Origin of the sequence: Pseudomonas sp. W17, assembly GCF_040268305.1 — a bacterium.
In the GTDB taxonomy this organism is placed as follows: Bacteria; Pseudomonadota; Gammaproteobacteria; order Pseudomonadales; family Pseudomonadaceae; genus Aquipseudomonas; species Aquipseudomonas protegens.
Genome location: NZ_CP158490.1, coordinates 5,915,060 through 5,933,755 on the forward strand (window position 1 = coordinate 5,915,060; position 18,696 = coordinate 5,933,755).

The window sequence follows — 18,696 nt, forward strand, 5'->3', positions numbered from 1 at the left end:
CAATTCCACGCTCATTTGATCGAGTATCAGGAACACTTACATGATCGCTTGCCTGCGGCTGTTTCTTGCCCTCTGCCTGGCTACCCTTCTGGTGGCTTGCGCCAGCTCGCCCTCTTCCAGCCTTGGCGAACTTCCACGGACACCGGATGCCAGTATCGAGCAACTGCTCGAACAGGCCGCCACCAGCAAAACTCCGGAAAAAGCAGCCCTGCTGCGCCTGAGCGCCGCCGACCTGGCGTATCGTCAAGGCAATGCCGGACGCGCCGGACAAATCTTGCAGCAAGTGCCGCTGGATCAACTCAAGCCTGCCCAGCAAATCTTCGCCAGCACCCTGTCCGCAGAGCTGGCCCTGGTGCGCAACCAGCCAAAGGCTGCCCTCACCGCACTGAGCCATCCAAGCCTGCAACACCTGAGCGAACTGCCGGCAGCTCAACAGATTCGCACCGGCAGCGTTCATGCTCGCGCACTGGAAGCCGACGGCCAGACATTGGCCGCCGCCAAAGAGCGCATCGTTATCGCGCCCTTGCTCAAGGATGATGCAGCAGCCAAAAACCACGAAGCCATCTGGGCACTGATTGCCGCCCTGCCGACCGATCAGTTGCAGCCTGCCGGCAATGACGACCTGGCCGGCTGGATGAGCCTGGCCCTGGCAGTCAAGAGCGCCGGCACCCTGGAACAGCAGCAGGCGGCCATCGATACCTGGCGCGCCCAGAATCCAAAGCACCCAGCTGCCATTCAACTGCCTCAACCCCTGATCAAGCTCAAGGAACTGGCCAGCCAGCCGGTATCGAAAATTGCCTTGCTGCTGCCACAGGACGGCCCCCTCGCATCGGTTTCCAAAGCACTGCGCGAAGGTTTCATGGCTGCTCACTACCAGGCTCAGCAAGCCGGACAGAATCCACCCAGCATCGAGTTCTATGACAGCTCGCGCCTAAGCTCGCTGGATGACTTCTACCGCAAGGCTCAGGCCGCAGGCGTGCAACTGGTCGTCGGCCCACTGGAAAAGCCCCTGGTCAAGCAACTTGCCGCTCGCCCGCAGTTGCCGATCACCACCCTGGCCCTGAACTACAGCGAAGGCGAACAAGGCCCGGCGCAGTTGTTCCAGTTCGGCCTGGCAGCCGAAGACGAAGCTCGCGAGGTTTCCCGTCGCGCCCGCGCCGACGGCCTGCACCGCGCCGCCGCTCTGGTTCCGAAAGGCGAATGGGGCGATCGCGTGCTCAAGGCATTCCGTCAGGATTGGGAAGCCAACGGTGGTAGCGTAATCGGTATCGAACGCGTCGATCAGCCCGTCGCCCTGGCACAGCAGATTGCCGACCTGTTCCAGCTGCGCCAGAGCGAAGGCCGCGCCAAGAGCCTGCAGAGCACCGTAGGCACCCAGGTAGCCGCACAACCATCACGTCGCCAGGATATCGAGTTCATTTTCCTCGCCTCCACTCCGCAACAGGCTCAGCAGATCAAGCCGACCTTGAATTTCCAATACGCTGGTGATGTACCGGTCTACGCCACCTCCAATGTGTTCAGCGCCAGCGGCGACCAGAACCAGTACAACGACATGAACGGCGTGATGTTCTGCGAAACCCCATGGCTGCTGGATGCCAACGGCCCGTTGCGCCGCCAGGTCACTGCACAATGGCCGCAAGCCGGCGGCAGCCTGGGGCGCCTGTATGCCATGGGCGTCGACGCCTACCGATTGGCGCCACGCCTGGGCCAACTCAAGGCGCTGCCAGACAGCCGGATAGAAGGTGAATCCGGCAGCCTGGGCATGGCTGCCGGGCAACGCATCGAGCGTCAGTTGCCATGGGCCAAGTTCGTCGGGGGCCAGGTGACCCGCCTGCCCGACACGCCGCGCTAATGCTCCAAGGATCAAGCCAGCACAGCGGACGAGATGCCGAAAGCCAAGCGCTTTGGCATCTCCAACAGCACGGACTGCGCCTGCTGGCGCAGAACTGGTTGTGTAAACGCGGCGAGCTTGATCTGGTCATGCTTGACGGCGATACAGTAGTATTCGTCGAAGTCCGCTACAGAAAACACACGCAATGGGGTGGCGCACTGGGCAGTATCGATGGGCGCAAGCGTCAAAAACTGATCCTTGCCGCGCAGCTTTTCCTGCAAAGCGAATCACGCTGGTCCAGCCATCCTTGCCGTTTCGACGTGGTCGCCATTGACGGCGCCTCGGGTGCAGAAGCCCGCTTGAACTGGCTACGCAATGCCTTCGACAGCTGAAAGAAGCCCTCAGGCCGCACCCATTTTCACTCAACTTTTTTGCTCTTTGCTTTGCGGGCTGCACATTTACGTGCCACCAAGCCGCGCCACTTAAGGTCACACAGATGGACATGCAATCCCGAATTCGCCAGCTTTTTCAGGCCAGTATCGACACCAAGCAACAGGCGATGGACGTACTTGCACCGCACATCGAGCAAGCCAGCCAGGTCATGGTCAACGCCCTGCTCAACGAGGGCAAGATGCTCTCTTGCGGCAACGGCGGCTCCGCCGGCGATGCCCAGCATTTCTCCTCCGAACTGCTCAACCGCTTCGAGCGCGAACGCCCGAGCCTGCCGGCCATTGCCCTGACTACCGACAGCTCTACCATTACCTCGATCGCCAACGACTACAGCTACAACGAAGTCTTCTCCAAGCAGATCCGCGCCCTGGGCCAGCCCGGTGACGTATTGCTGGCGATTTCCACCAGTGGCAACTCCGCAAACATTATTCAAGCGATCCAGGCCGCACATGATCGCGAAATGATTGTCGTAGCATTGACCGGTCGTGACGGCGGCGGCATGGCTTCCCTGCTACTGCCTGAAGATGTCGAGATCCGCGTACCGACCACCGTCACTGCACGCATTCAAGAAGTCCACCTGCTGGCGATCCATTGCCTCTGCGATCTGATCGACAGCCAATTGTTCGGGAGTGAAGAATGACCCCTAATCGCCTTGGCCTCCTGGCCTTGACCTTGTGCCTGAGCATCACTGGTTGCAGCTCGGTGATTACCGCCACCCGCGACAAACCCATCGATGATGACCGCGGCACCCGCACCTTTGGCAGCAAGATCGACGACTCGCTGATCGAGACCAAAGTCGCCGTCAACGTCGCCAAAGCCAGCCCAGACCTGGAAAACAACTCGCACATCGTTGTCACCAGCTTCAACGGCATCGTCCTGCTGGCCGGACAAACACCCCGCCCGGACCTCAAGGCCATGGCCGAACAGGCCGCCAGCGAAGTGCAGCGCGTCAAGAAGGTGCACAACGAACTGCAGGTACTGCCACCTTCCGGCTTCCTGGCCCGCCAGAACGATGGCTGGCTGACCACCAAGATCAAGACCCAGATGCTCACCGACGCCAGCGTGCCCGCCTCGCGAATCAAGGTGGTGACCGAGAACGGCATCGTCTACCTGCTGGGATTGCTGACCCAACAGGAGGCCACCCAGGCCACTAACCTGGTTCAGGGCGTGTCCGGTGTGCAGAAAATCGTCAAACTGTTCGAATACATCGACTGACACACAACGGCGAGATACAAAAAAGGCGATCCGAATGGATCGCCTTTTTTATTACTTGACCACTTTCAAGCTCGGTCGGCCACTGGGGCGCGGCGGCTCACTGTCCGGTGGCGGCAAGTCGTCATCCGGCTCGAGATCATCCTCTTCATCCAGAGGCGACTCCAGATCGAAGACCATGCCCTGGCCATTCTCACGGGCATAGATCCCCAGGATCGCCGCAACCGGCACATGCAGGCTGTGCGGCACACCACCGAAGCGCCCTTCGAAGGTCACTACGTCGTTATCCATATGCAGATGACGCACGGCACTGGGAGAAATGTTCAGGACGATCTGCCCATCACTGGCAAAGCCCTGGGGCACCTGCACTGCCGGATAGTCGGAATTGACCAGCATGTGCGGGGTGCAATCGTTGTCCACAATCCACTCATAGAGCGCGCGGACCAGATAAGGTCGACTGGAGTTCATAGCGGCTCCTTAAGCCTCAGCGCATATCGCGTTCGACACCAGACAGACTCGCCTGGAAAGCCTCACGCGCAAATTGGCGTTCCATATAATCAAGCAACGGCTTGGCCTGCCGCGGCAGTTCGATACCCAGGACCGGCAATCTCCAGAGTATGGGCAGTAGGCAGCAGTCCACCAGACTTTGTTCCTCACTGAGGAAAAATGGCTTGTCGGCAAACAAAGGAGAAACACCCGTCAGGCTTTCACGCAATTCCTTGCGCGCCTGCACTCGAGCAGCCTCCTTGGTCCGCGGATCAAGAATCAGATCCACTTGCCCGCACCAGTCACGCTGGATCCGGTGTATCAGCAGACGGCTGTTGGCTCGCGCCACAGGATAAACCGGCAGCAGTGGCGGATGCGGATAACGCTCATCCAGGTACTCCATCACCACTGTCGACTCCCACAACGCCAGGTCGCGGTCGACCAGCGTTGGCAAGCTCCCATAAGGGTTCACTTCGATCAGCTTCGGCGGCTGACGCCCCGCCTCCACACTGATGATCTCGGCGCTGACACCCTTCTCTGCGAGCACAATGCGCACCCGGTGGGAATAGTGGTCGGCGGGGTCGGAGTAACAGGCCAACCGATTGGTCACGCCCATGGCGATCCTCCTCGCTTGTTGAAATTATCGGAAGCAGAAAAAACGAGCGCGCCCTCAGGGCGCCTCTGGTAACCCCCGAATGATACAGGGTTGTTACAGTTTCAGAGACGCCCTTGGGCGCGCACGTTCAACAACTGATGCTTAAAACGCTATCAATGCACATCCTTCCAGTATTCGCGCTTGAGCAGATAGGCGAACACGAAGAAGAAGGCCAGGTACAGCAGTACGTAGGTACCGATGCGCTGGTGCTGCAGCTTGACCGGGTTGGCCGAGTAAGCCAGGAAGGTCACCAGGTTCTTGACCTTCTCGTCGAACTGAGCCTCGTTGAGAGTCCCGGTGTTCTCCTTGATGGTCAGCTGGTCACAGGCTTCATGAGTCAGCGGCGTGCCGGTCAGCGGATCGTATTGCTTCTTGCCGTCTTCGACGATCTGCACCTGCTTGCAACCGATCACCTGGCGACCCTGCAGGCCAACCAGAACGTTAGGCATGCCCACGTTCGGGAAAACCTTGTTATTCACACCCCAAGGGCGCGCCGGGTCCTCATAGAAGGACTTGAGGTAGCCATAGAGCCAGTCGGTACCCCGCACACGGGCCACCAGGGTCAGATCCGGTGGCGCAGCGCCAAACCAGGTCTTGGCATCTGCCGGCTGCATGCCGATGTTCATGTGGTCACCGATCTTGGCGCCGGTGAAGACCAGCTTGCTCAACATCAGATCGTGAGGAATGCCCAGATCGTCGGCAACCCGCTCATAACGCTGGAACTTGGCGCTGTGGCAGCCCATGCAATAGTTGGCAAAGGTACGCGCGCCGTCTTGCAGGGCAGCTTTGTCGGCCAGGTCGATATCGACCTTCTCCAACTCAGGGCCGCCGTGCTCGGCCGCGAAAGACAATACAGGCATAGCAGCAAGAATCAGTACAGCAAATAGCTTTTTCATCAGCCAGTCACCCTTTCCGGAACCGGTTTGGTCTTCTCGAGCCTGGTGTAGAACGGCATCAGAATGAAGTAGGCGAAGTACAGGAAGGTACATACCTGCGACAGCAGCGTACGGCCCGGAGTCGGTGCCAATACACCCAACACACCCAGGATCACGAACGAGATGCAGAACACCAGCAGCCAGATCTTGCTCAGCCAACCTTTGTAGCGCATGGACTTGACCGGGCTACGGTCGAGCCAAGGCAGCACGAACAGCACGGCAATGGCAGCCCCCATGGCAATGACGCCCATGAGCTTGTCCGGCACCGCACGCAGGATCGCGTAGAACGGGGTGAAGTACCAAACCGGAGCAATGTGCTCAGGCGTCTTGAACGGGTTGGCCTGTTCGAAGTTCGGCTTCTCGAGGAAGTAGCCACCCATTTCCGGGAAGAAGAACACGATCGAGCAGAAGATGAAGAGGAACACTACTACGCCGACGATATCCTTCACGGTGTAGTAAGGGTGGAAAGGAATACCATCCAGCGGGATGCCGTTCTCATCCTTGTTCTTCTTGATGTCGACGCCATCCGGGTTGTTCGAGCCCACTTCGTGCAGTGCCAGGATGTGCAGCACCACCAGACCGAGGATCACGATCGGCAGGGCAACAACGTGCAAGGCGAAGAAGCGGTTCAGGGTGATACCGGAAATCAGGTAGTCACCGCGGATCCACTGAGTCAGGTCGTCGCCGATGACCGGGATCGCACCGAACAGCGAGATGATCACCTGGGCGCCCCAGTAGGACATCTGGCCCCACGGCAGCAGGTAGCCCATGAAGGCCTCGGCCATCAGTGCCAGGTAGATCAGCATGCCGAACAGCCACACCAGCTCACGGGGCTTCTGGTAGGAACCGTAGAGCAGGCCACGGAACATGTGCAGATAGACCACGATGAAGAACGCCGAAGCGCCGGTGGAGTGGAGCAGACGCAGGATCGCGCCGTACTCGACGTCGCGCATGATGTATTCAACGGAAGCGAAGGCCTCTTCCGCCGAAGGGGTGTAGCTCATGGTCAGCCAGACACCGGTTACGATCTGGTTGACCAGAACCAGCAGCGCCAGGGAGCCAAAGAAATAGAAGAAGTTGAAGTTCTTCGGAGCGTAATACTTGCTGAGATGGTCTTCCCACATCTTGGTCGCGGGGAAGCGCGCATCAACCCAATCCATGAACTTGCTCATCACGCTTTCTCCGTGTCGACGCCAATGACGATGATGTCATCCGACTCATAGGAATGCGGGGGTACTGGCAGGTTCAAAGGCGCAGGTTGCGACTTGTAGACGCGACCAGCCAGATCGTAGTGGGAACCGTGGCAAGGGCAGAAATAGCCACCTACCCAGTCCTTGCCCAGATCCGCGGGCGCCACTTCAGGACGGAAGGTCGGAGAACAGCCCAGGTGGGTGCAGATACCGATCAGCAGCAGAATCTCTGGCTTGATCGAACGCACTTCCGGGTCGACGTAGGTTGGTTGTACTGAGTTCTTGGAGTCAGGGTCAGACAACTGGCCCTCGATCTTTTTAAGATTCCCCAGGATTTCCTCGGTACGGCGGACGATGAATACCGGCTGACCACGCCATTCAGCAATCATCTGCTGACCTGGGTCGATCTTGCTGATATTCACCTTCACCGGTGCACCTGCGGCTTTCGCCTTGGCACTGGGAAACCATGACCCCACGAACGGGACCGCAGCCCCCACCGCTCCAGCAGCACCCACCACGGATGTGGCTGCTACTAGGAAGCGACGCCGGCCTGCATTCACGCCGTCATTGCTCATTCAGTCCTCTCCCATCAGCTTTGTGGCCTGTTAAATCAGGCATCTACTAAGTAAAAATCTGAACTTATAAAAATTTTGCCGAATGGTAATGAAAAGCCCCTATTCTGACAAGGTAATTACCAAGCCGAGCCGGCCCGAAGCCTTGCAGTATAGGGCCTCCGCGGATGTGGCAAGTTGTCACAGAGCAAATTCTAGACAATAAAAAACGCCCAGCTCCGCGAGGAGACTGGGCGTTTTTGAACGCAGTAGCGAATTAACGCTTGGAGTATTGCGGACGCTTACGCGCTTTACGCAGACCCACTTTCTTACGTTCAACTTCACGTGCGTCACGGGTTACGAAACCAGCTTTACGCAGCGCGCTGCGCAGAGTTTCGTCGTAATCCATCAGAGCGCGAGTGATACCGTGGCGGATTGCGCCAGCTTGACCACTTACACCGCCGCCGATAACGGTGACGTAGATATCGAACTTCTCAACGGTCTCGGTCAGCTCCAGCGGTTGACGAACTACCATGCGGGCAGTTTCGCGACCGAAGAAGTTATCCAGGGAGCGGTTGTTGATCGAGATGTTGCCAGTGCCCGGACGCAGGAAAACGCGTGCGGTTGCAGTCTTGCGACGGCCAGTGCCGTAATTTTGAGTCGCCGACATAATGAACTATTCCGTTAAATCTTCAGTTCTTGGGGCTGCTGAGCAGTATGAGGGTGTGCAGCGCCCGCATAGACTTTCAGCTTACGGTACATGTCGCGACCCAGCGGGTTCTTAGGCAGCATGCCTTTTACCGCGGTCTCGATCACGCGCTCAGGGGCTTTGGCGATCAGCTTTTCGAAGTTGATCGACTTGATGCCGCCCGGGAAACCGGAGTGGGAGTAGTACATTTTGTCAGTGGTTTTAGCGCCAGTAACACGTACCTGCTCGGCATTGATCACGACGATGTAGTCGCCGGTGTCAACGTGAGGAGTGTACTCAGGCTTGTGCTTGCCACGCAGACGGCTCGCGATTTCGGTGGCCAGACGACCCAGGGTCTGACCAGCAGCGTCGACGACGAACCAGTCGCGCTTTACTGTTTCCGGTTTAGCAGTAAAAGTTTTCATTCTTTATAGCCTCAGGGGCCGCCCAGCAAAATAGACGGCGGATCTTACTGAATAGTGCTTACTTTGACAAGGTCAAAGGCAGCCGGACACAGACGCTATCGGGGGCTCGGGTCAGCGCGTCTGATATACGGCAAGATTCTTCGGCAGGCGGCGCATCACTTCCACTGCAGAAAGAGCTGCCGAATTATGCAGATTGCGAAAAAAATTTCAACCTGCTTTTATGATTGTTTTGCCAAGGGAGCACCCGATGGACTACCGCCAGCTGGGCCGAACCGATCTGAATGTGAGTGCAATTTGCCTGGGCACCATGACCTGGGGCGAGCAGAACACCGAGGCTGAAGCCTTCGCTCAGATCGAGCGGGCCAAGAACGCCGGAATCAACTTCATCGACACTGCCGAGATGTACCCGGTGCCGCCAAAGGCCGAAACCTACGCCACCACCGAGCGCTATATCGGCAACTGGTTCAAGCAGCGTGGCGACCGCGCCGATTGGGTCCTGGCCAGCAAGATCGCAGGTCCGGGCAACACCATCGACTACATTCGCGACAAACAGCTCAAGCACAACCGCAAGCATATAGTCGAAGCCGTGGATGCCAGCCTCAAGCGCCTGCAGACCGACTGGATCGACCTGTACCAACTGCACTGGCCCGAGCGCAGCACCAACTTCTTCGGCCAACTGGGCTACAAGCACCAGGCCGATGAAGACTTCACTCCGCTGGAAGAAACCCTCGAAGCCCTGGACGAGCAGGTCAAGGCCGGCAAGATCCGCCATATCGGCCTGTCCAACGAAACGCCATGGGGCACCATGAAGTTCCTTGCCCTGGCCGAGAGCCGTGGCTGGCCGCGGGCGGTTTCGATCCAGAACCCCTACAACCTGCTCAACCGCAGCTTCGAAGTAGGCCTGGCGGAAATTGCCATTCGTGAACAATGCGGTCTGCTGGCCTACTCTCCTCTGGCCTTTGGCTACCTGTCCGGCAAGTACGAAGGCGGCGCGCGGCCAGCCAAGGCACGGCTGAGCCTCTACAGCCGCTTCAGCCGCTACTTCAACCCTCAGTCGGAAGCGGCCTGCAGCCGTTATGTGGCGCTGGCTCGCGAGCACGGCCTGGATCCGGCACAAATGGCCCTGGCCTTCGTCACTCAACAGCCGTTCGTGACCAGCAACATCATCGGCGCCACCACTCTGGAACAGCTGGACAGCAACATCGCCAGCGCCGCCTTGAAGTTGTCGGAGGAGATCCTCGCCGGGATCGAGGCAATCCACAAGGATCACCCCAACCCCGCGCCTTAATAGGCCCACAGTTGCTGGCTTGCCAGCGAATGGATACGTCGCACAACCCGCTTCGCACCCTTCGCCGGCGGCCCCCGTCCTATAGTGAGCGGGCAATGATCTCCTTCATGATCTCGTTGGTCCCGGCATAAATGCGCTGCACCCGGGCATCGGCCCAGGCCCGGGCCACCGGGTACTCCCACATGAAGCCGTAGCCGCCGTGCAACTGCACGCATTCATCAAGCACCTTGCACTGCAGGTCAGTCCCCCAGTACTTGGCCATGGCCGCCGTCGGCACATCGAGCTTGCCCTGCAAGTGCAGCTCCAGGCAGCGATCGACAAATACCCGGCCGATCTGAATTTCCGTGGCCATTTCCGCCAGCTTGAAACGGCTGTTCTGGAAATCGGCAATTGCCTTGCCGAAGGCTTTGCGTTCGCGGGTGTATTCCAGGGTCCACTGCAATGCAGCCTCGGCACTGGCCAGGCCACCAATGGCCACGGTCAGGCGCTCCTGGGGCAACTCCTGCATCAAATAGGCAAATCCTGCCCCAGCCTGCCCCAGCAGATTCTCCTTGGGTACTCGCACATCCTGGAAGAACAGCTCGGAGGTGTCCTGAGCCTTCATTCCCACTTTCTCCAGGCGCTTGCCCTTGGAGAACCCGGGAGTATCGGCCTCAACCAGAAACAGACTGGTGCCCTTGGCTCCGGCCTTGGGATCGGTCTTGGCCACGACTATCACCAGGTCCGCCAGGTAGCCGTTGGTAATAAAGGTCTTGGAACCATTGATCACGTATTCGTCGCCATCGAGCACTGCCGTGGTCTTCACCCCTTGCAGGTCGGAGCCCGCCCCCGGCTCGGTCATGGCAATGGCCGTGACCATTTCCCCCGAGACCAGCCGGGGCAGGTACTTGTGCTTCAGCGACTCACTGCCGTAATGCAGGATGTAGGGCGCGACAATGTCCGAATGCAGGGAAAAACCAATGCCCGTCAGGCCCAGCCGGCCAATCTCCTCGATCACCACCGCGCTGTAGAGAAAGTCCGCCCCCAGGCCGCCGTACTCCTCGGGAATGTGCGAACACAGCATTCCGGCCTCCCCCGCCTTGCTCCACAGCTGACGGTCGATATAGCCCTGTTTTTCCCATTCGCCATGGAAGGGCACTGCCTCTTTCTCAAGGAATGTACGCACGCTGTCACGGAAGAGTTCGTGCTCGGAGCTGAACAAGGTTCTAGGGATCATGCAGGCACCTGTGATGATTATTGATCATGGGTTGGCTGCCAGAGCCTAAGGCTAGCCACCTGCACGGGACACTGGACACATCCGACAAAAAATAAGACGATCCAGCCGTCTGGTGACCACTTTCCCCTATAAGAACAATTGAATTATGTCTAACCAAACCTCCACGCCCTTGCGGCGCGTCAGCATCCTGGCTATCGACCGGGTTTTCGCTTCCACCCTCATGCAAGCCAAGGATTTCTTCCATCTGGCCAGCCTGCGCTACGGCAAACAACTGGGCCAAGGCCTGACCCCGGCGTTCGAAACCCGCCTGGTCAGCCCCGACGGTCAACCCGTATGCAGTTTCAGCGACGTGATCATGCCGGTGGACGGCCCGCTGGAAGACACCGATATCATCATCCTCCCGGCGTTCTGGGACGACTTCGACACCCTGTGCCAGCGTTACCCGCAGATCTTGCCCTGGCTGCGCGCCCAGCACGCTCGCGGCGCGGTGCTCTGCGGCGAAGCCACCGGGGTGTTCTGGCTGGCGGAAGCCGGCTTGCTCGATGGCAAGGAAGCCACGACCTACTGGCGCTTCTTCAACGCCTTCAATGAGCGCTTCCCCAAGGTCCAGCTCAATCAGGACAAACACCTGACCGACGCCGACAACCTCTACTGCGCGGGCGGCACCACCTCGGCCTGCGATCTGTACATCTACCTGATCGAACGCTTCTGCGGTGCAAACGTGGCCCAGGCCGTGGCCCGGGACATTCTCTATGAAGTACAGCGCAACTACGCCCCAGGGCGCATCGGCTTCGGCGGCCAGAAGCTGCATCAGGACGTGATCATCCTGCAGATCCAGCACTGGCTCGAAGAGCACTTCGCCGACAAGTTCCGCTTCGAGGACGTGGCCCGCGAGCACGGCATGAGCATTCGCAACTTCATGCGCCGCTTCCAGACCGCAACCGGCGACAAGCCCCTGCATTACCTGCAGCGCCTGCGCATCGAAACCGCCAAGGGCCTGCTCTCGGGAACGCGCAAGAGCATTAAGACCATCAGCTACGAAGTCGGCTACGACGATGCCAGTTTCTTCGCCCGACTGTTCCGCCAGCACACCGAGCTTTCACCCAACCAGTACCGCCAACAGTTCCAGCAACAGGCGGCATAAAAAAGGGCCTGCAATGCAGGCCCTTTTTCATCTGGCAACGCTTATGGCTTGTGCGCCCGCGACAGGAACTCGTGGGACTGCATCTCCAGCAGGCGGCTAAGGGTGCGCTGGAACTCGAACGTCAGGCGGCCACCGGTATAGAGGTCCTTGAGTTCGACCTCGGCGGAAATGATCAGCTTGACGTTACGGTCGTAGAACTCGTCGACCATGTTGATAAAGCGCCGGGCGATGTCGTCGGTGGTGACGCTCATCTGCTCCACGCCACTGAGCAACACGGCATGGAAGATCTTGCCCAGCTCGATGTAGTCGTTCTGGCTGCGCGGGCCGTCGCACAGTTCCCGGAAGTCGAACCAGGCCACATCATCGCAGGTACGCAATGCGCGGATCTCGCGGTTCTCGATGATCAACACATCGTTTTCCACCGCCTGGGTGCACTCCGGCGTCAACGCCCGGAAGCTCTTGCGCAAGCTTTCTTGTGCTTCTTCGTTCAATGGGTAGTGGAACAGCTCCGCCTGCTCCAGGTGACGCAAGCGGTAGTCGACACCGCTGTCGACGTTGACGATCTCGGTGTTCTGCTTGATCAGGGCAATCGCCGGCAGGAAGCGCGCGCGCTGCAAGCCATCCTTGTACAAGCCGTCGGGGACGATGTTCGAGGTGGCGACCAGGGTCACGCCATTCTTGAACAGCTCCTCCATGAGGGTGCCAAGAATCATCGCGTCAGTAATGTCAGACACGAAGAATTCGTCGAAGCAGATCACCCGCGCCTCTTGCGAGAAACGCTTGGCGATGATGGTCAACGGGTTCTTCTCACCGCCCAGGGTCTTCATTTCTTCGTGTACGCGCTTCATGAAACGGTGAAAGTGCGTGCGTACCTTTTCCTTGAACGGCAAGGCTTCGAAGAAGGTGTCCACCAGATAGGTCTTACCGCGCCCCACTCCGCCCCAGAAATACAGACCCTTGACCGGCGTCTGATCCTTCTTGCCAAAGAGCTTGCCGAGCAGGCCCGGCTTGTTTTGCTCGGCCGCGATCAGATCGTCATACAGGCGCTGCAGATGACGCACAGCCGTTTCCTGTGCCGCATCATGAAAGAAATCCGGGCGTTTCAGATCTGCTTGGTATCGTTCTAGGGGCGTCATAATTCGTTAGCAAGGCAACAAAAACGGGCCGTCACTTTAGCGACGGCCCTGGGGAATGGCAATCAGCCCTTGGTCGGGAAGATGCCGATTAGTCCTGCGCCGGGGTCAGAGCGATGCGCAGTGCATCTACAGCCGCGTCACGGGCACTGGCATCGGCAAAGTCCGGGCTGTCCGCCACACAGGCGCCGTCCAGCCAGATACTGAATGCATTGCCCTCGGTCCGCAGATCCAGCTCCTGGCCCGATTGCAGTTGCTTGGTGACAGCACCTGCAGCCTTGCCATCAGCGAAATTGCGCGACAGCAGCAGTTGCTCGCCATCGGCCGACAGCAAACGGAAACGGAAGCTGCCGTCATCCTCGCGAAAGCTGATGAAACGCGCGGCCTTGGCAGCTTTTTTCTTGGTGGTGGCTGCCACCTGTACCTGGGCGGCGAAAGAGCGCAGGCCCACGGCTTCGCGCAGTTCGTTGAGGAACGGCGTGGCCACGGCACGGGCCTTGACGGCGCCGGCACGCAAGATGTCTTCCAGGTCCGAAGGGCGTGCGATCAGTTGGTGATAACGCTCGCGGGCTTCGCCTAGTTCGGCATCCAGCAATTGAAACAGGCGGTTCTTGGCTTCGCCCCAACCCAGGCCCTGAAGCAGCTCGCTACGGAACTCGGCGGCTTGCGCAGGGGTGGAGAACGCCTGGTATAGGGTGAACAAATGAGAGTTGTCCGGATCCTTGGCCTCGCCTGGCGCCCTGGAGTCGGTGACGATCCGCGAGATCGCGTCCTTCATGTCCTTGGCGCTGGTGAACAGCGGGATGGTGTTGTCGTAACTCTTGGACATCTTGCGGCCATCGAGGCCTGGCAAGGTGGCAACACTTTCCTCGATCAGCGCCTCGGGCATGGTGAAGAACTCCTTGCCCTGGCCGAACAGGTGGTTGAAACGCTGGCCAATGTCCCGGGCCATTTCCACGTGCTGGATCTGGTCGCGGCCCACCGGCACCTTGTGCGCGTTGAACATCAGGATGTCCGCCGCCATCAGCACCGGGTAGCTGTACAAGCCCATGGTGATGCCGGCGTCCGGGTCTTCACCGGCCTCGACATTCTTGTCCACCGAAGCCTTATAGGCATGGGCACGGTTGAGCAGGCCCTTGGCCGCCACGCAGGTCAACAGCCAGGTCAGTTCGGGGATCTCAGGGATGTCCGACTGGCGATAGAAAGTCACGCGCTCCACATCCAGGCCACCGGCCAACCAGGTGGCGGCGATTTCCTGGCGCGAACGCTGGATACGCAGCGGGTCATCGCACTTGATCAGTGCGTGGTAGTCGGCCAGAAAGTAGAAGGAGTCGGCATTGCTGTCGCGGCTGGCGACGATCGCCGGGCGGATCGCACCGGCATAGTTGCCCAGGTGCGGGGTGCCGGTGGTGGTGATGCCGGTGAGGATACGCGTACGAGTAGTCATGGGTAATCGCTTATCAGACTGCTATCAATTCGAAAGTCGCGGCAGCACCAGATCTTTCAGATCGGTGAGCTTGCCATGAAAAAAGTGCCCGCATTCTGCCACTTTCAGCAGCTCATGGGGGCGAACAAGCGCGTCGGACCAGTCGTAGACCACCTGAGGGTCGATGACCTCATCGGTTTCCGGCTGGATCAGGGTCAACGGGCAGTTCTGTGGCAGCAGGTCGCTATCACGCAGGCGGGTGACTGCCGGCGCCACCATGAACAAGTGCTTGAGCTGCGTGCCCTGGCCTTCCAGACGCCCGCCAAGGCTGGCCGCGACAAAACCGCCAAAGGAGAACCCGAACAGGGTCAAGGGCAGTTGCGGATGCTGGGCCTGCAACCACTGGGCAGCCGCCTGGGCGTCATCGACTTCACCGCTGCCCATGTCGTGGCTACCTTCACTGGCGCCCACGCCACGGTAGTTGAAGCGCAGAGTGGTCAGGCCGGCATCCCGCGCAGTGCGCTGCAGGGTGGATACCACCTTATTGAGCATGGTGCCGCCCTGCACCGGATTGGGGTGGCAGATCAGCGCCATCCCACGTGCATCGGGCACCTGCAGATACAGGGCTTCCAGTTGGCCCACCGGGCCGGCAATCACTACAGGGGTTTCACGCATAAGCAAGGAAGGAACTCCGTGACCTCGAAGGGGGTCGACTCGTCTAGCAAATGGTCTGTGCCAATCTATTGCGAGTGAATCGCGGTATACAGCGCAGGTTCGAGCCGTTAACGTAAAGCAAAGCCGTTTATAGAGGAAGGACTCGTGGAACACTCGCTCTTAGTTTGGTTGTTGCCGACTCTTGCCCTGGTCGCGGGTGTCGCCATTGGATTCCTGGTCGCTCGCCTGCTGCCCAATGCCGCGCCTAACCGCACGCAGCGTCAGTTGGATGATATTCAGGAACGTTTCGACAATTATCAGAATGAAGTGGTCACTCACTTCAACAGCACCGCAACCCTGGTCAAGAAACTGACCCAGAGTTACCAGGAAGTGCAGGATCACCTCGCCGAGGGCGCCAATCGCCTGGCCTTGGACGAACTGACCCGCCAGCGCCTGCTGGCCGCCTTGCACTCGGAATCGGTGCAGGCTCCACGTGAGCGCCTGACCCCTCCACGAGACCAGGAACCACCACGGGACTACGCGCCGAAGACGCCGAATGCCCCAGGCATGCTCGACGAGCAATATGGCCTGAAGAAGTAATACGCCTCAGCATTAAAAAAGCCCGCCCGATCTGCATCGGGCGGGCTTTTTTATGCCTGGGGTTCAGCCAGTCCGGTCAGGGATACTGCTGGTATTGCTGACCTTGCTGCTGATAGGGCTGCTGGTACTGCTGGTTCGGTTGCTGGTATTGCTGGCCCGGAATCGCCTTGAGGTTGACCTCGACCCGACGGTTCTGCGCACGTCCGTTGACATCGGCGTTGCTGGCGATCGGGTTGTCCGGACCGGCGCCACGAGCGGACAGATTGGAACCGCTGACCCCCTGGGACGTCAGGTAGGTCGCTACGCTCTGGGCGCGACGCTGGGACAGATCCATGTTGTGCTGACGGCTGCCGGTGCTGTCGGTGTAGCCGACGATCTCGATCTGGTTCTGGTTGAACTCACGCAGGGAGTTGGCCAGGTTGTTCAGGGGCTGGTAGAAGCTGGGCGCGATATTCGCCGAGTCAGTGGCGAAGGTGATATTGCCCGGCATGATCAGCTTGATCTGATCGCCCTGGCGCTGCACCTCGACCCCGGTGTTAGCCATGCTGGCACGCAGTTTTTTCTCCTGCTGGTCAGCGTAGTAGCCATAACCTGCAGCGGAAGCACCGACCACTGCTGCACCGATCAGGGCCCCCTTGCCACGGTTGTTGTGGTCGATGGCAGCACCAGCCAACGCACCGGCCAAGGCTCCCAGCCCACCGTACTTGGCGGTTTTACTCATGCCAGACGAGCCGCCGTCGGCCTGCCCCTGGTTGTCATAGGGGTTAGGCGAAGCGCAGCCGGACAACAAGGCCACAGCAGTAGCGACAACAATCAAACGACGTGAGGTGAACATGGAAAGCTCCTACATTTTGCATTCTGTGGTGCAGCGGACGTTGGCAATAGACCTTTGCCGGCGTTTGAACACGCAGAACGGCAAAAATTCCGTGAACCAACGGTCAAATAGTCAGGCTCGCACGAACGGGTTCTGACGCATCTCATCTCCCAGCCGGGTGTCTGGGCCGTGCCCGGCAACCACTGTGGCGTCCTCGTCGAGGGTATAGAGACGCTGCTTGATCGAACGCACCAGCGTGGCCTGGTCGCCCCCCCACAAATCCGTGCGCCCGACCCCGCGCTTGAACAGCGTGTCGCCGGCAATCAGAAGCTTAGCCTCGGAAAACCAAAAGCTCATGGAGCCAGGGGTATGCCCTGGAGTGTGCAAGGCCACGCCGCAACCGCAGGCCAGCTCTTCGTCATCACCCAGCCAGCGATCCGGGGACGGCACAGGGGTGTAGGGCACGCCGAACATGCTGCACTGCATCTCAAGGTTGTCCCAGAGAAACTGGTCGTCCTTGTGCAAATGCAGGGTGGCGCCGGTCTTTTCCTTCATCTGCCCGGAGGCCAGGAAGTGATCCAGATGGGCATGGGTATGGATGATGCTCACCACCTTCAGGCCCAGTGCGTCCAGGCGCGCCATGATCAGGTCGGGGTTGCCGCCCGGATCGACGACTATGGCTTTCTTGGTCAGCGGGTCGCCAATGATGGTGCAGTTGCACTGCAGCGGGCCGACGGGGAAGGTTTCGCGGATGAGGCTGGGCTTGGCGGCGTCCATGGGAAGGCTCCAGAAAAATCGATGGGCCATTCTGTCACAGCTCGCCGCCACTGCTTACTCAGAACGCCAGTTGCAACGTTTCCTCGCCTTCCAGTGCCAACAGGAACTGCTTGGCCTCAAGGCCGCCGGCGAAACCGGTGAGGCTGCCCGAGGCGCCGATCACCCGGTGGCAGGGGGCGACGATCGAGATCGGATTACGCCCATTGGCCGCCCCTACCGCACGCACGGCAGTGGGATTGCCGATCTGTCGGGCGATCTGGCTGTAACTGCGGGTTTCGCCGAAAGGAATGCTCAGCAAGGCTTGCCAGACCTGGCGCTGGAACTCGGTGCCGACAAAGTCCAGCTCAAGCTCGAAACGCTCGCGGGTACCGGCAAAGTATTCGCGCAACTGGCGCTCGGTCTCCAGCAACAGCGGATGCTCCGCGGCTTCCTGCAGTGGGCCCAGGCGCACCCGGTTCTGCCGCTCGTGCTCCCACAGAATCGCCGCCAGCTTCGCTCCTCGGGCGACCAGGGTCAGTTGGCCAACCGGGGACGCCATTTTCTTGAATACGCAGGACATCGCAGTTCTCCTTCAATCCGCAAGGGAAATCAGGCCGGCAACCCTGGGGTTCGCCGCCTTCATCTCAGTACGCCTGCACTGTAGAACGAGATTTCAGCGCAAGAACCTCGTTTCTTGCGCTGGAACTCGAAGGCGGATCATTCTGAGCGCTGCCAGGCGGCGAGGCTAGTCGTCCTCATCCACCAGGTAGCAATTGTCGCTGCTGCTAAGCCGCCCATGGGGGTCGACGATAAAGGCCCCCCGCCCCTGACCACACTCCAGCAAGTGCACCGGCGACAGCTCGCGCTGGCGGTCGATCTGGGCGTTGAAGCGCACGATATAGGCACCCAGGGAAATGGATACACACAGGATCAGCATCAGGCACAGCACCAGCTGGTCGGTGTAGCCGGCGCCGCTATCGTCAGACGATACCCGCGACATGCTCGGCCTCCGCCCGTTGCAGGTCATGCCCCAGCAGGAACAAGCTCAAGGGGCCGCCGTCCCCAAGGCGCACCATGGGTGCCCCGGACGGCAGGACGCAAGCCATCAGGCCGAGAAGAATCAACACCAGCAGGATGCCTTTGAGCACTGAAGACAGGTTCATGGCTGTGCCGCGCTCTGCAGTTAAGAAGAGCCTGAGCTTAGAGAGCGCTGGGTTAAGAGCGGGTAAACATGAATGGAAA

At 59.5% G+C, this 18,696-nt stretch carries 23 protein-coding genes; 7 read left to right on the forward strand and 16 right to left on the reverse strand.

The genetic code is table 11. The features are described from left to right. Window positions 1-40 precede the first annotated feature (40 nt). From ABCR88_RS27100 to ABCR88_RS27115, 4 genes are all read left to right on the forward strand, one after another. Window positions 41-1,852 (forward strand): penicillin-binding protein activator, encoded by a 1,812-nt coding sequence (locus ABCR88_RS27100; protein WP_011063321.1) that lies wholly within the window; start codon window positions 41-43, stop codon window positions 1,850-1,852. Then, window positions 1,852-2,223 (forward strand): YraN family protein, encoded by a 372-nt coding sequence (locus ABCR88_RS27105; protein WP_015636933.1) that lies wholly within the window; start codon window positions 1,852-1,854, stop codon window positions 2,221-2,223. The genes ABCR88_RS27100 and ABCR88_RS27105 overlap by 1 nt, the downstream gene beginning before the upstream one ends. Window positions 2,224-2,327: 104 nt before the next feature. Continuing rightward, complete coding sequence (locus ABCR88_RS27110) at window positions 2,328-2,921, forward strand: phosphoheptose isomerase (protein WP_350023201.1); 594 nt, start codon at window positions 2,328-2,330, stop codon at window positions 2,919-2,921. Then, window positions 2,918-3,496 carry a BON domain-containing protein gene (locus ABCR88_RS27115; RefSeq protein WP_011063324.1) on the forward strand — a complete coding sequence of 193 codons (579 nt, stop codon included), beginning with the start codon at window positions 2,918-2,920 and terminating at the stop codon, window positions 3,494-3,496. The genes ABCR88_RS27110 and ABCR88_RS27115 overlap by 4 nt, the downstream gene beginning before the upstream one ends. Before the next feature lie 51 nt (window positions 3,497-3,547). Here ABCR88_RS27115 and ABCR88_RS27120 read toward each other — a convergent pair whose 3' ends face one another. The 7 genes from ABCR88_RS27120 to rplM form a co-directional block, all read right to left on the reverse strand. Next, window positions 3,548-3,961 carry a ClpXP protease specificity-enhancing factor gene (locus tag ABCR88_RS27120; protein WP_011063325.1) on the reverse strand — a complete coding sequence of 138 codons (414 nt, stop codon included), beginning with the start codon at window positions 3,959-3,961 and terminating at the stop codon, window positions 3,548-3,550. Window positions 3,962-3,977: 16 nt separating this feature from the next. After that, complete coding sequence (locus tag ABCR88_RS27125; protein ID WP_011063326.1) at window positions 3,978-4,595, reverse strand: glutathione S-transferase N-terminal domain-containing protein; 618 nt, start codon at window positions 4,593-4,595, stop codon at window positions 3,978-3,980. Window positions 4,596-4,747: 152 nt separating this feature from the next. Further along, the gene (locus ABCR88_RS27130) at window positions 4,748-5,530 is read right to left on the reverse strand and encodes a cytochrome c1 (RefSeq protein WP_011063327.1); all 783 of its coding nucleotides are present in this window, start codon (window positions 5,528-5,530) and stop codon (window positions 4,748-4,750) included. Next, window positions 5,530-6,741, reverse strand: a complete 1,212-nt coding sequence (locus ABCR88_RS27135; protein WP_011063328.1) for a cytochrome bc complex cytochrome b subunit — start codon at window positions 6,739-6,741, stop codon at window positions 5,530-5,532. The genes ABCR88_RS27130 and ABCR88_RS27135 overlap by 1 nt, the downstream gene beginning before the upstream one ends. Beyond that, window positions 6,741-7,334, reverse strand: coding sequence for a ubiquinol-cytochrome c reductase iron-sulfur subunit (gene petA, locus ABCR88_RS27140; RefSeq protein WP_011063329.1), 594 nt, complete (start codon window positions 7,332-7,334; stop codon window positions 6,741-6,743). Before petA ends, ABCR88_RS27135 begins: the two co-directional genes overlap by 1 nt. Before the next feature lie 253 nt (window positions 7,335-7,587). Beyond that, the gene (gene rpsI / locus ABCR88_RS27145; protein WP_003228056.1) at window positions 7,588-7,980 is read right to left on the reverse strand and encodes a 30S ribosomal protein S9; all 393 of its coding nucleotides are present in this window, start codon (window positions 7,978-7,980) and stop codon (window positions 7,588-7,590) included. Window positions 7,981-7,994: 14 nt separating this feature from the next. Then, on the reverse strand, window positions 7,995-8,423 hold the full coding sequence (gene rplM, locus ABCR88_RS27150) for a 50S ribosomal protein L13 (RefSeq protein ID WP_007928449.1): 429 nt from the start codon (window positions 8,421-8,423) through the stop codon (window positions 7,995-7,997). Between the two features lie 247 nt (window positions 8,424-8,670). Between rplM and ABCR88_RS27155 the strand changes: the two genes are divergently transcribed. After that, a complete protein-coding gene (locus ABCR88_RS27155) occupies window positions 8,671-9,711 on the forward strand; it encodes an NADP(H)-dependent aldo-keto reductase (RefSeq protein WP_041119804.1) in 1,041 nt (346 codons plus the stop codon). Window positions 9,712-9,790: 79 nt separating this feature from the next. Here the strand turns inward: ABCR88_RS27155 and ABCR88_RS27160 are convergent, their stop codons facing one another. Further along, window positions 9,791-10,927: an acyl-CoA dehydrogenase family protein gene (locus ABCR88_RS27160; protein ID WP_011063331.1), complete on the reverse strand. Its 1,137-nt coding sequence runs from the start codon at window positions 10,925-10,927 to the stop codon at window positions 9,791-9,793. 244 nt (window positions 10,928-11,171) lie between these two features. Between ABCR88_RS27160 and ABCR88_RS27165 the strand changes: the two genes are divergently transcribed. After that, window positions 11,172-12,071 (forward strand): GlxA family transcriptional regulator, encoded by a 900-nt coding sequence (locus tag ABCR88_RS27165; RefSeq protein ID WP_171820771.1) that lies wholly within the window; start codon window positions 11,172-11,174, stop codon window positions 12,069-12,071. Window positions 12,072-12,112: 41 nt separating this feature from the next. Here the strand turns inward: ABCR88_RS27165 and zapE are convergent, their stop codons facing one another. From zapE to ABCR88_RS27180, 3 genes are all read right to left on the reverse strand, one after another. Then, entirely contained in the window at window positions 12,113-13,207 is a 1,095-nt protein-coding gene (zapE, locus tag ABCR88_RS27170; RefSeq protein ID WP_019093692.1) for a cell division protein ZapE, read from the reverse strand. A gap of 88 nt (window positions 13,208-13,295) precedes the next feature. Beyond that, on the reverse strand, window positions 13,296-14,651 hold the full coding sequence (locus ABCR88_RS27175) for a tryptophan--tRNA ligase (protein ID WP_325985210.1): 1,356 nt from the start codon (window positions 14,649-14,651) through the stop codon (window positions 13,296-13,298). Between the two features lie 24 nt (window positions 14,652-14,675). After that, on the reverse strand, window positions 14,676-15,305 hold the full coding sequence (locus ABCR88_RS27180; RefSeq protein ID WP_041119809.1) for an alpha/beta fold hydrolase: 630 nt from the start codon (window positions 15,303-15,305) through the stop codon (window positions 14,676-14,678). A 144-nt stretch (window positions 15,306-15,449) separates the two neighbouring features. Between ABCR88_RS27180 and ABCR88_RS27185 the strand changes: the two genes are divergently transcribed. Further along, window positions 15,450-15,884 carry a DUF1043 family protein gene (locus ABCR88_RS27185; RefSeq protein ID WP_011063336.1) on the forward strand — a complete coding sequence of 145 codons (435 nt, stop codon included), beginning with the start codon at window positions 15,450-15,452 and terminating at the stop codon, window positions 15,882-15,884. 76 nt (window positions 15,885-15,960) lie between these two features. On the opposite strand, the gene ABCR88_RS27190 is transcribed toward ABCR88_RS27185, so the two are convergent. The 5 genes from ABCR88_RS27190 to ABCR88_RS27210 form a co-directional block, all read right to left on the reverse strand. Beyond that, window positions 15,961-16,719, reverse strand: a complete 759-nt coding sequence (locus tag ABCR88_RS27190; protein ID WP_011063337.1) for an OmpA family lipoprotein — start codon at window positions 16,717-16,719, stop codon at window positions 15,961-15,963. Window positions 16,720-16,830: 111 nt separating this feature from the next. Further along, window positions 16,831-17,475 carry an MBL fold metallo-hydrolase gene (locus ABCR88_RS27195; RefSeq protein WP_015636939.1) on the reverse strand — a complete coding sequence of 215 codons (645 nt, stop codon included), beginning with the start codon at window positions 17,473-17,475 and terminating at the stop codon, window positions 16,831-16,833. A gap of 58 nt (window positions 17,476-17,533) precedes the next feature. Then, window positions 17,534-18,034 (reverse strand): methylated-DNA--[protein]-cysteine S-methyltransferase, encoded by a 501-nt coding sequence (locus ABCR88_RS27200; RefSeq protein ID WP_232641946.1) that lies wholly within the window; start codon window positions 18,032-18,034, stop codon window positions 17,534-17,536. A 165-nt stretch (window positions 18,035-18,199) separates the two neighbouring features. Beyond that, complete coding sequence (locus ABCR88_RS27205) at window positions 18,200-18,454, reverse strand: hypothetical protein (RefSeq protein ID WP_011063356.1); 255 nt, start codon at window positions 18,452-18,454, stop codon at window positions 18,200-18,202. After that, complete coding sequence (locus ABCR88_RS27210; RefSeq protein ID WP_011063357.1) at window positions 18,435-18,617, reverse strand: hypothetical protein; 183 nt, start codon at window positions 18,615-18,617, stop codon at window positions 18,435-18,437. The genes ABCR88_RS27205 and ABCR88_RS27210 overlap by 20 nt, the downstream gene beginning before the upstream one ends. Window positions 18,618-18,696: the final 79 nt, after the last annotated feature.

Coding starts and splice junctions, on each gene's coding strand:
- zapE (WP_019093692.1), bottom strand. CDS start 13,207: ATGACGCCCCTAGAACGATACCAAGCAGATCTGAAACGCCCGGATTTC.
- ABCR88_RS27200 (WP_232641946.1), bottom strand. CDS start 18,034: ATGTCCTGCGTATTCAAGAAAATGGCGTCCCCGGTTGGCCAACTGACC.
- ABCR88_RS27205 (WP_011063356.1), bottom strand. CDS start 18,454: ATGTCGCGGGTATCGTCTGACGATAGCGGCGCCGGCTACACCGACCAG.
- ABCR88_RS27115 (WP_011063324.1), top strand. CDS start 2,918: ATGACCCCTAATCGCCTTGGCCTCCTGGCCTTGACCTTGTGCCTGAGC.
- ABCR88_RS27160 (WP_011063331.1), bottom strand. CDS start 10,927: ATGATCCCTAGAACCTTGTTCAGCTCCGAGCACGAACTCTTCCGTGAC.
- ABCR88_RS27210 (WP_011063357.1), bottom strand. CDS start 18,617: ATGAACCTGTCTTCAGTGCTCAAAGGCATCCTGCTGGTGTTGATTCTT.
- rplM (WP_007928449.1), bottom strand. CDS start 8,423: ATGAAAACTTTTACTGCTAAACCGGAAACAGTAAAGCGCGACTGGTTC.
- ABCR88_RS27105 (WP_015636933.1), top strand. CDS start 1,852: ATGCTCCAAGGATCAAGCCAGCACAGCGGACGAGATGCCGAAAGCCAA.
- petA (WP_011063329.1), bottom strand. CDS start 7,334: ATGAGCAATGACGGCGTGAATGCAGGCCGGCGTCGCTTCCTAGTAGCA.
- ABCR88_RS27175 (WP_325985210.1), bottom strand. CDS start 14,651: ATGACTACTCGTACGCGTATCCTCACCGGCATCACCACCACCGGCACC.
- rpsI (WP_003228056.1), bottom strand. CDS start 7,980: ATGTCGGCGACTCAAAATTACGGCACTGGCCGTCGCAAGACTGCAACC.
- ABCR88_RS27195 (WP_015636939.1), bottom strand. CDS start 17,475: ATGGACGCCGCCAAGCCCAGCCTCATCCGCGAAACCTTCCCCGTCGGC.
- ABCR88_RS27180 (WP_041119809.1), bottom strand. CDS start 15,305: ATGCGTGAAACCCCTGTAGTGATTGCCGGCCCGGTGGGCCAACTGGAA.
- ABCR88_RS27125 (WP_011063326.1), bottom strand. CDS start 4,595: ATGGGCGTGACCAATCGGTTGGCCTGTTACTCCGACCCCGCCGACCAC.
- ABCR88_RS27100 (WP_011063321.1), top strand. CDS start 41: ATGATCGCTTGCCTGCGGCTGTTTCTTGCCCTCTGCCTGGCTACCCTT.
- ABCR88_RS27130 (WP_011063327.1), bottom strand. CDS start 5,530: ATGAAAAAGCTATTTGCTGTACTGATTCTTGCTGCTATGCCTGTATTG.
- ABCR88_RS27155 (WP_041119804.1), top strand. CDS start 8,671: ATGGACTACCGCCAGCTGGGCCGAACCGATCTGAATGTGAGTGCAATT.
- ABCR88_RS27135 (WP_011063328.1), bottom strand. CDS start 6,741: ATGAGCAAGTTCATGGATTGGGTTGATGCGCGCTTCCCCGCGACCAAG.
- ABCR88_RS27120 (WP_011063325.1), bottom strand. CDS start 3,961: ATGAACTCCAGTCGACCTTATCTGGTCCGCGCGCTCTATGAGTGGATT.
- ABCR88_RS27190 (WP_011063337.1), bottom strand. CDS start 16,719: ATGTTCACCTCACGTCGTTTGATTGTTGTCGCTACTGCTGTGGCCTTG.
- ABCR88_RS27110 (WP_350023201.1), top strand. CDS start 2,328: ATGGACATGCAATCCCGAATTCGCCAGCTTTTTCAGGCCAGTATCGAC.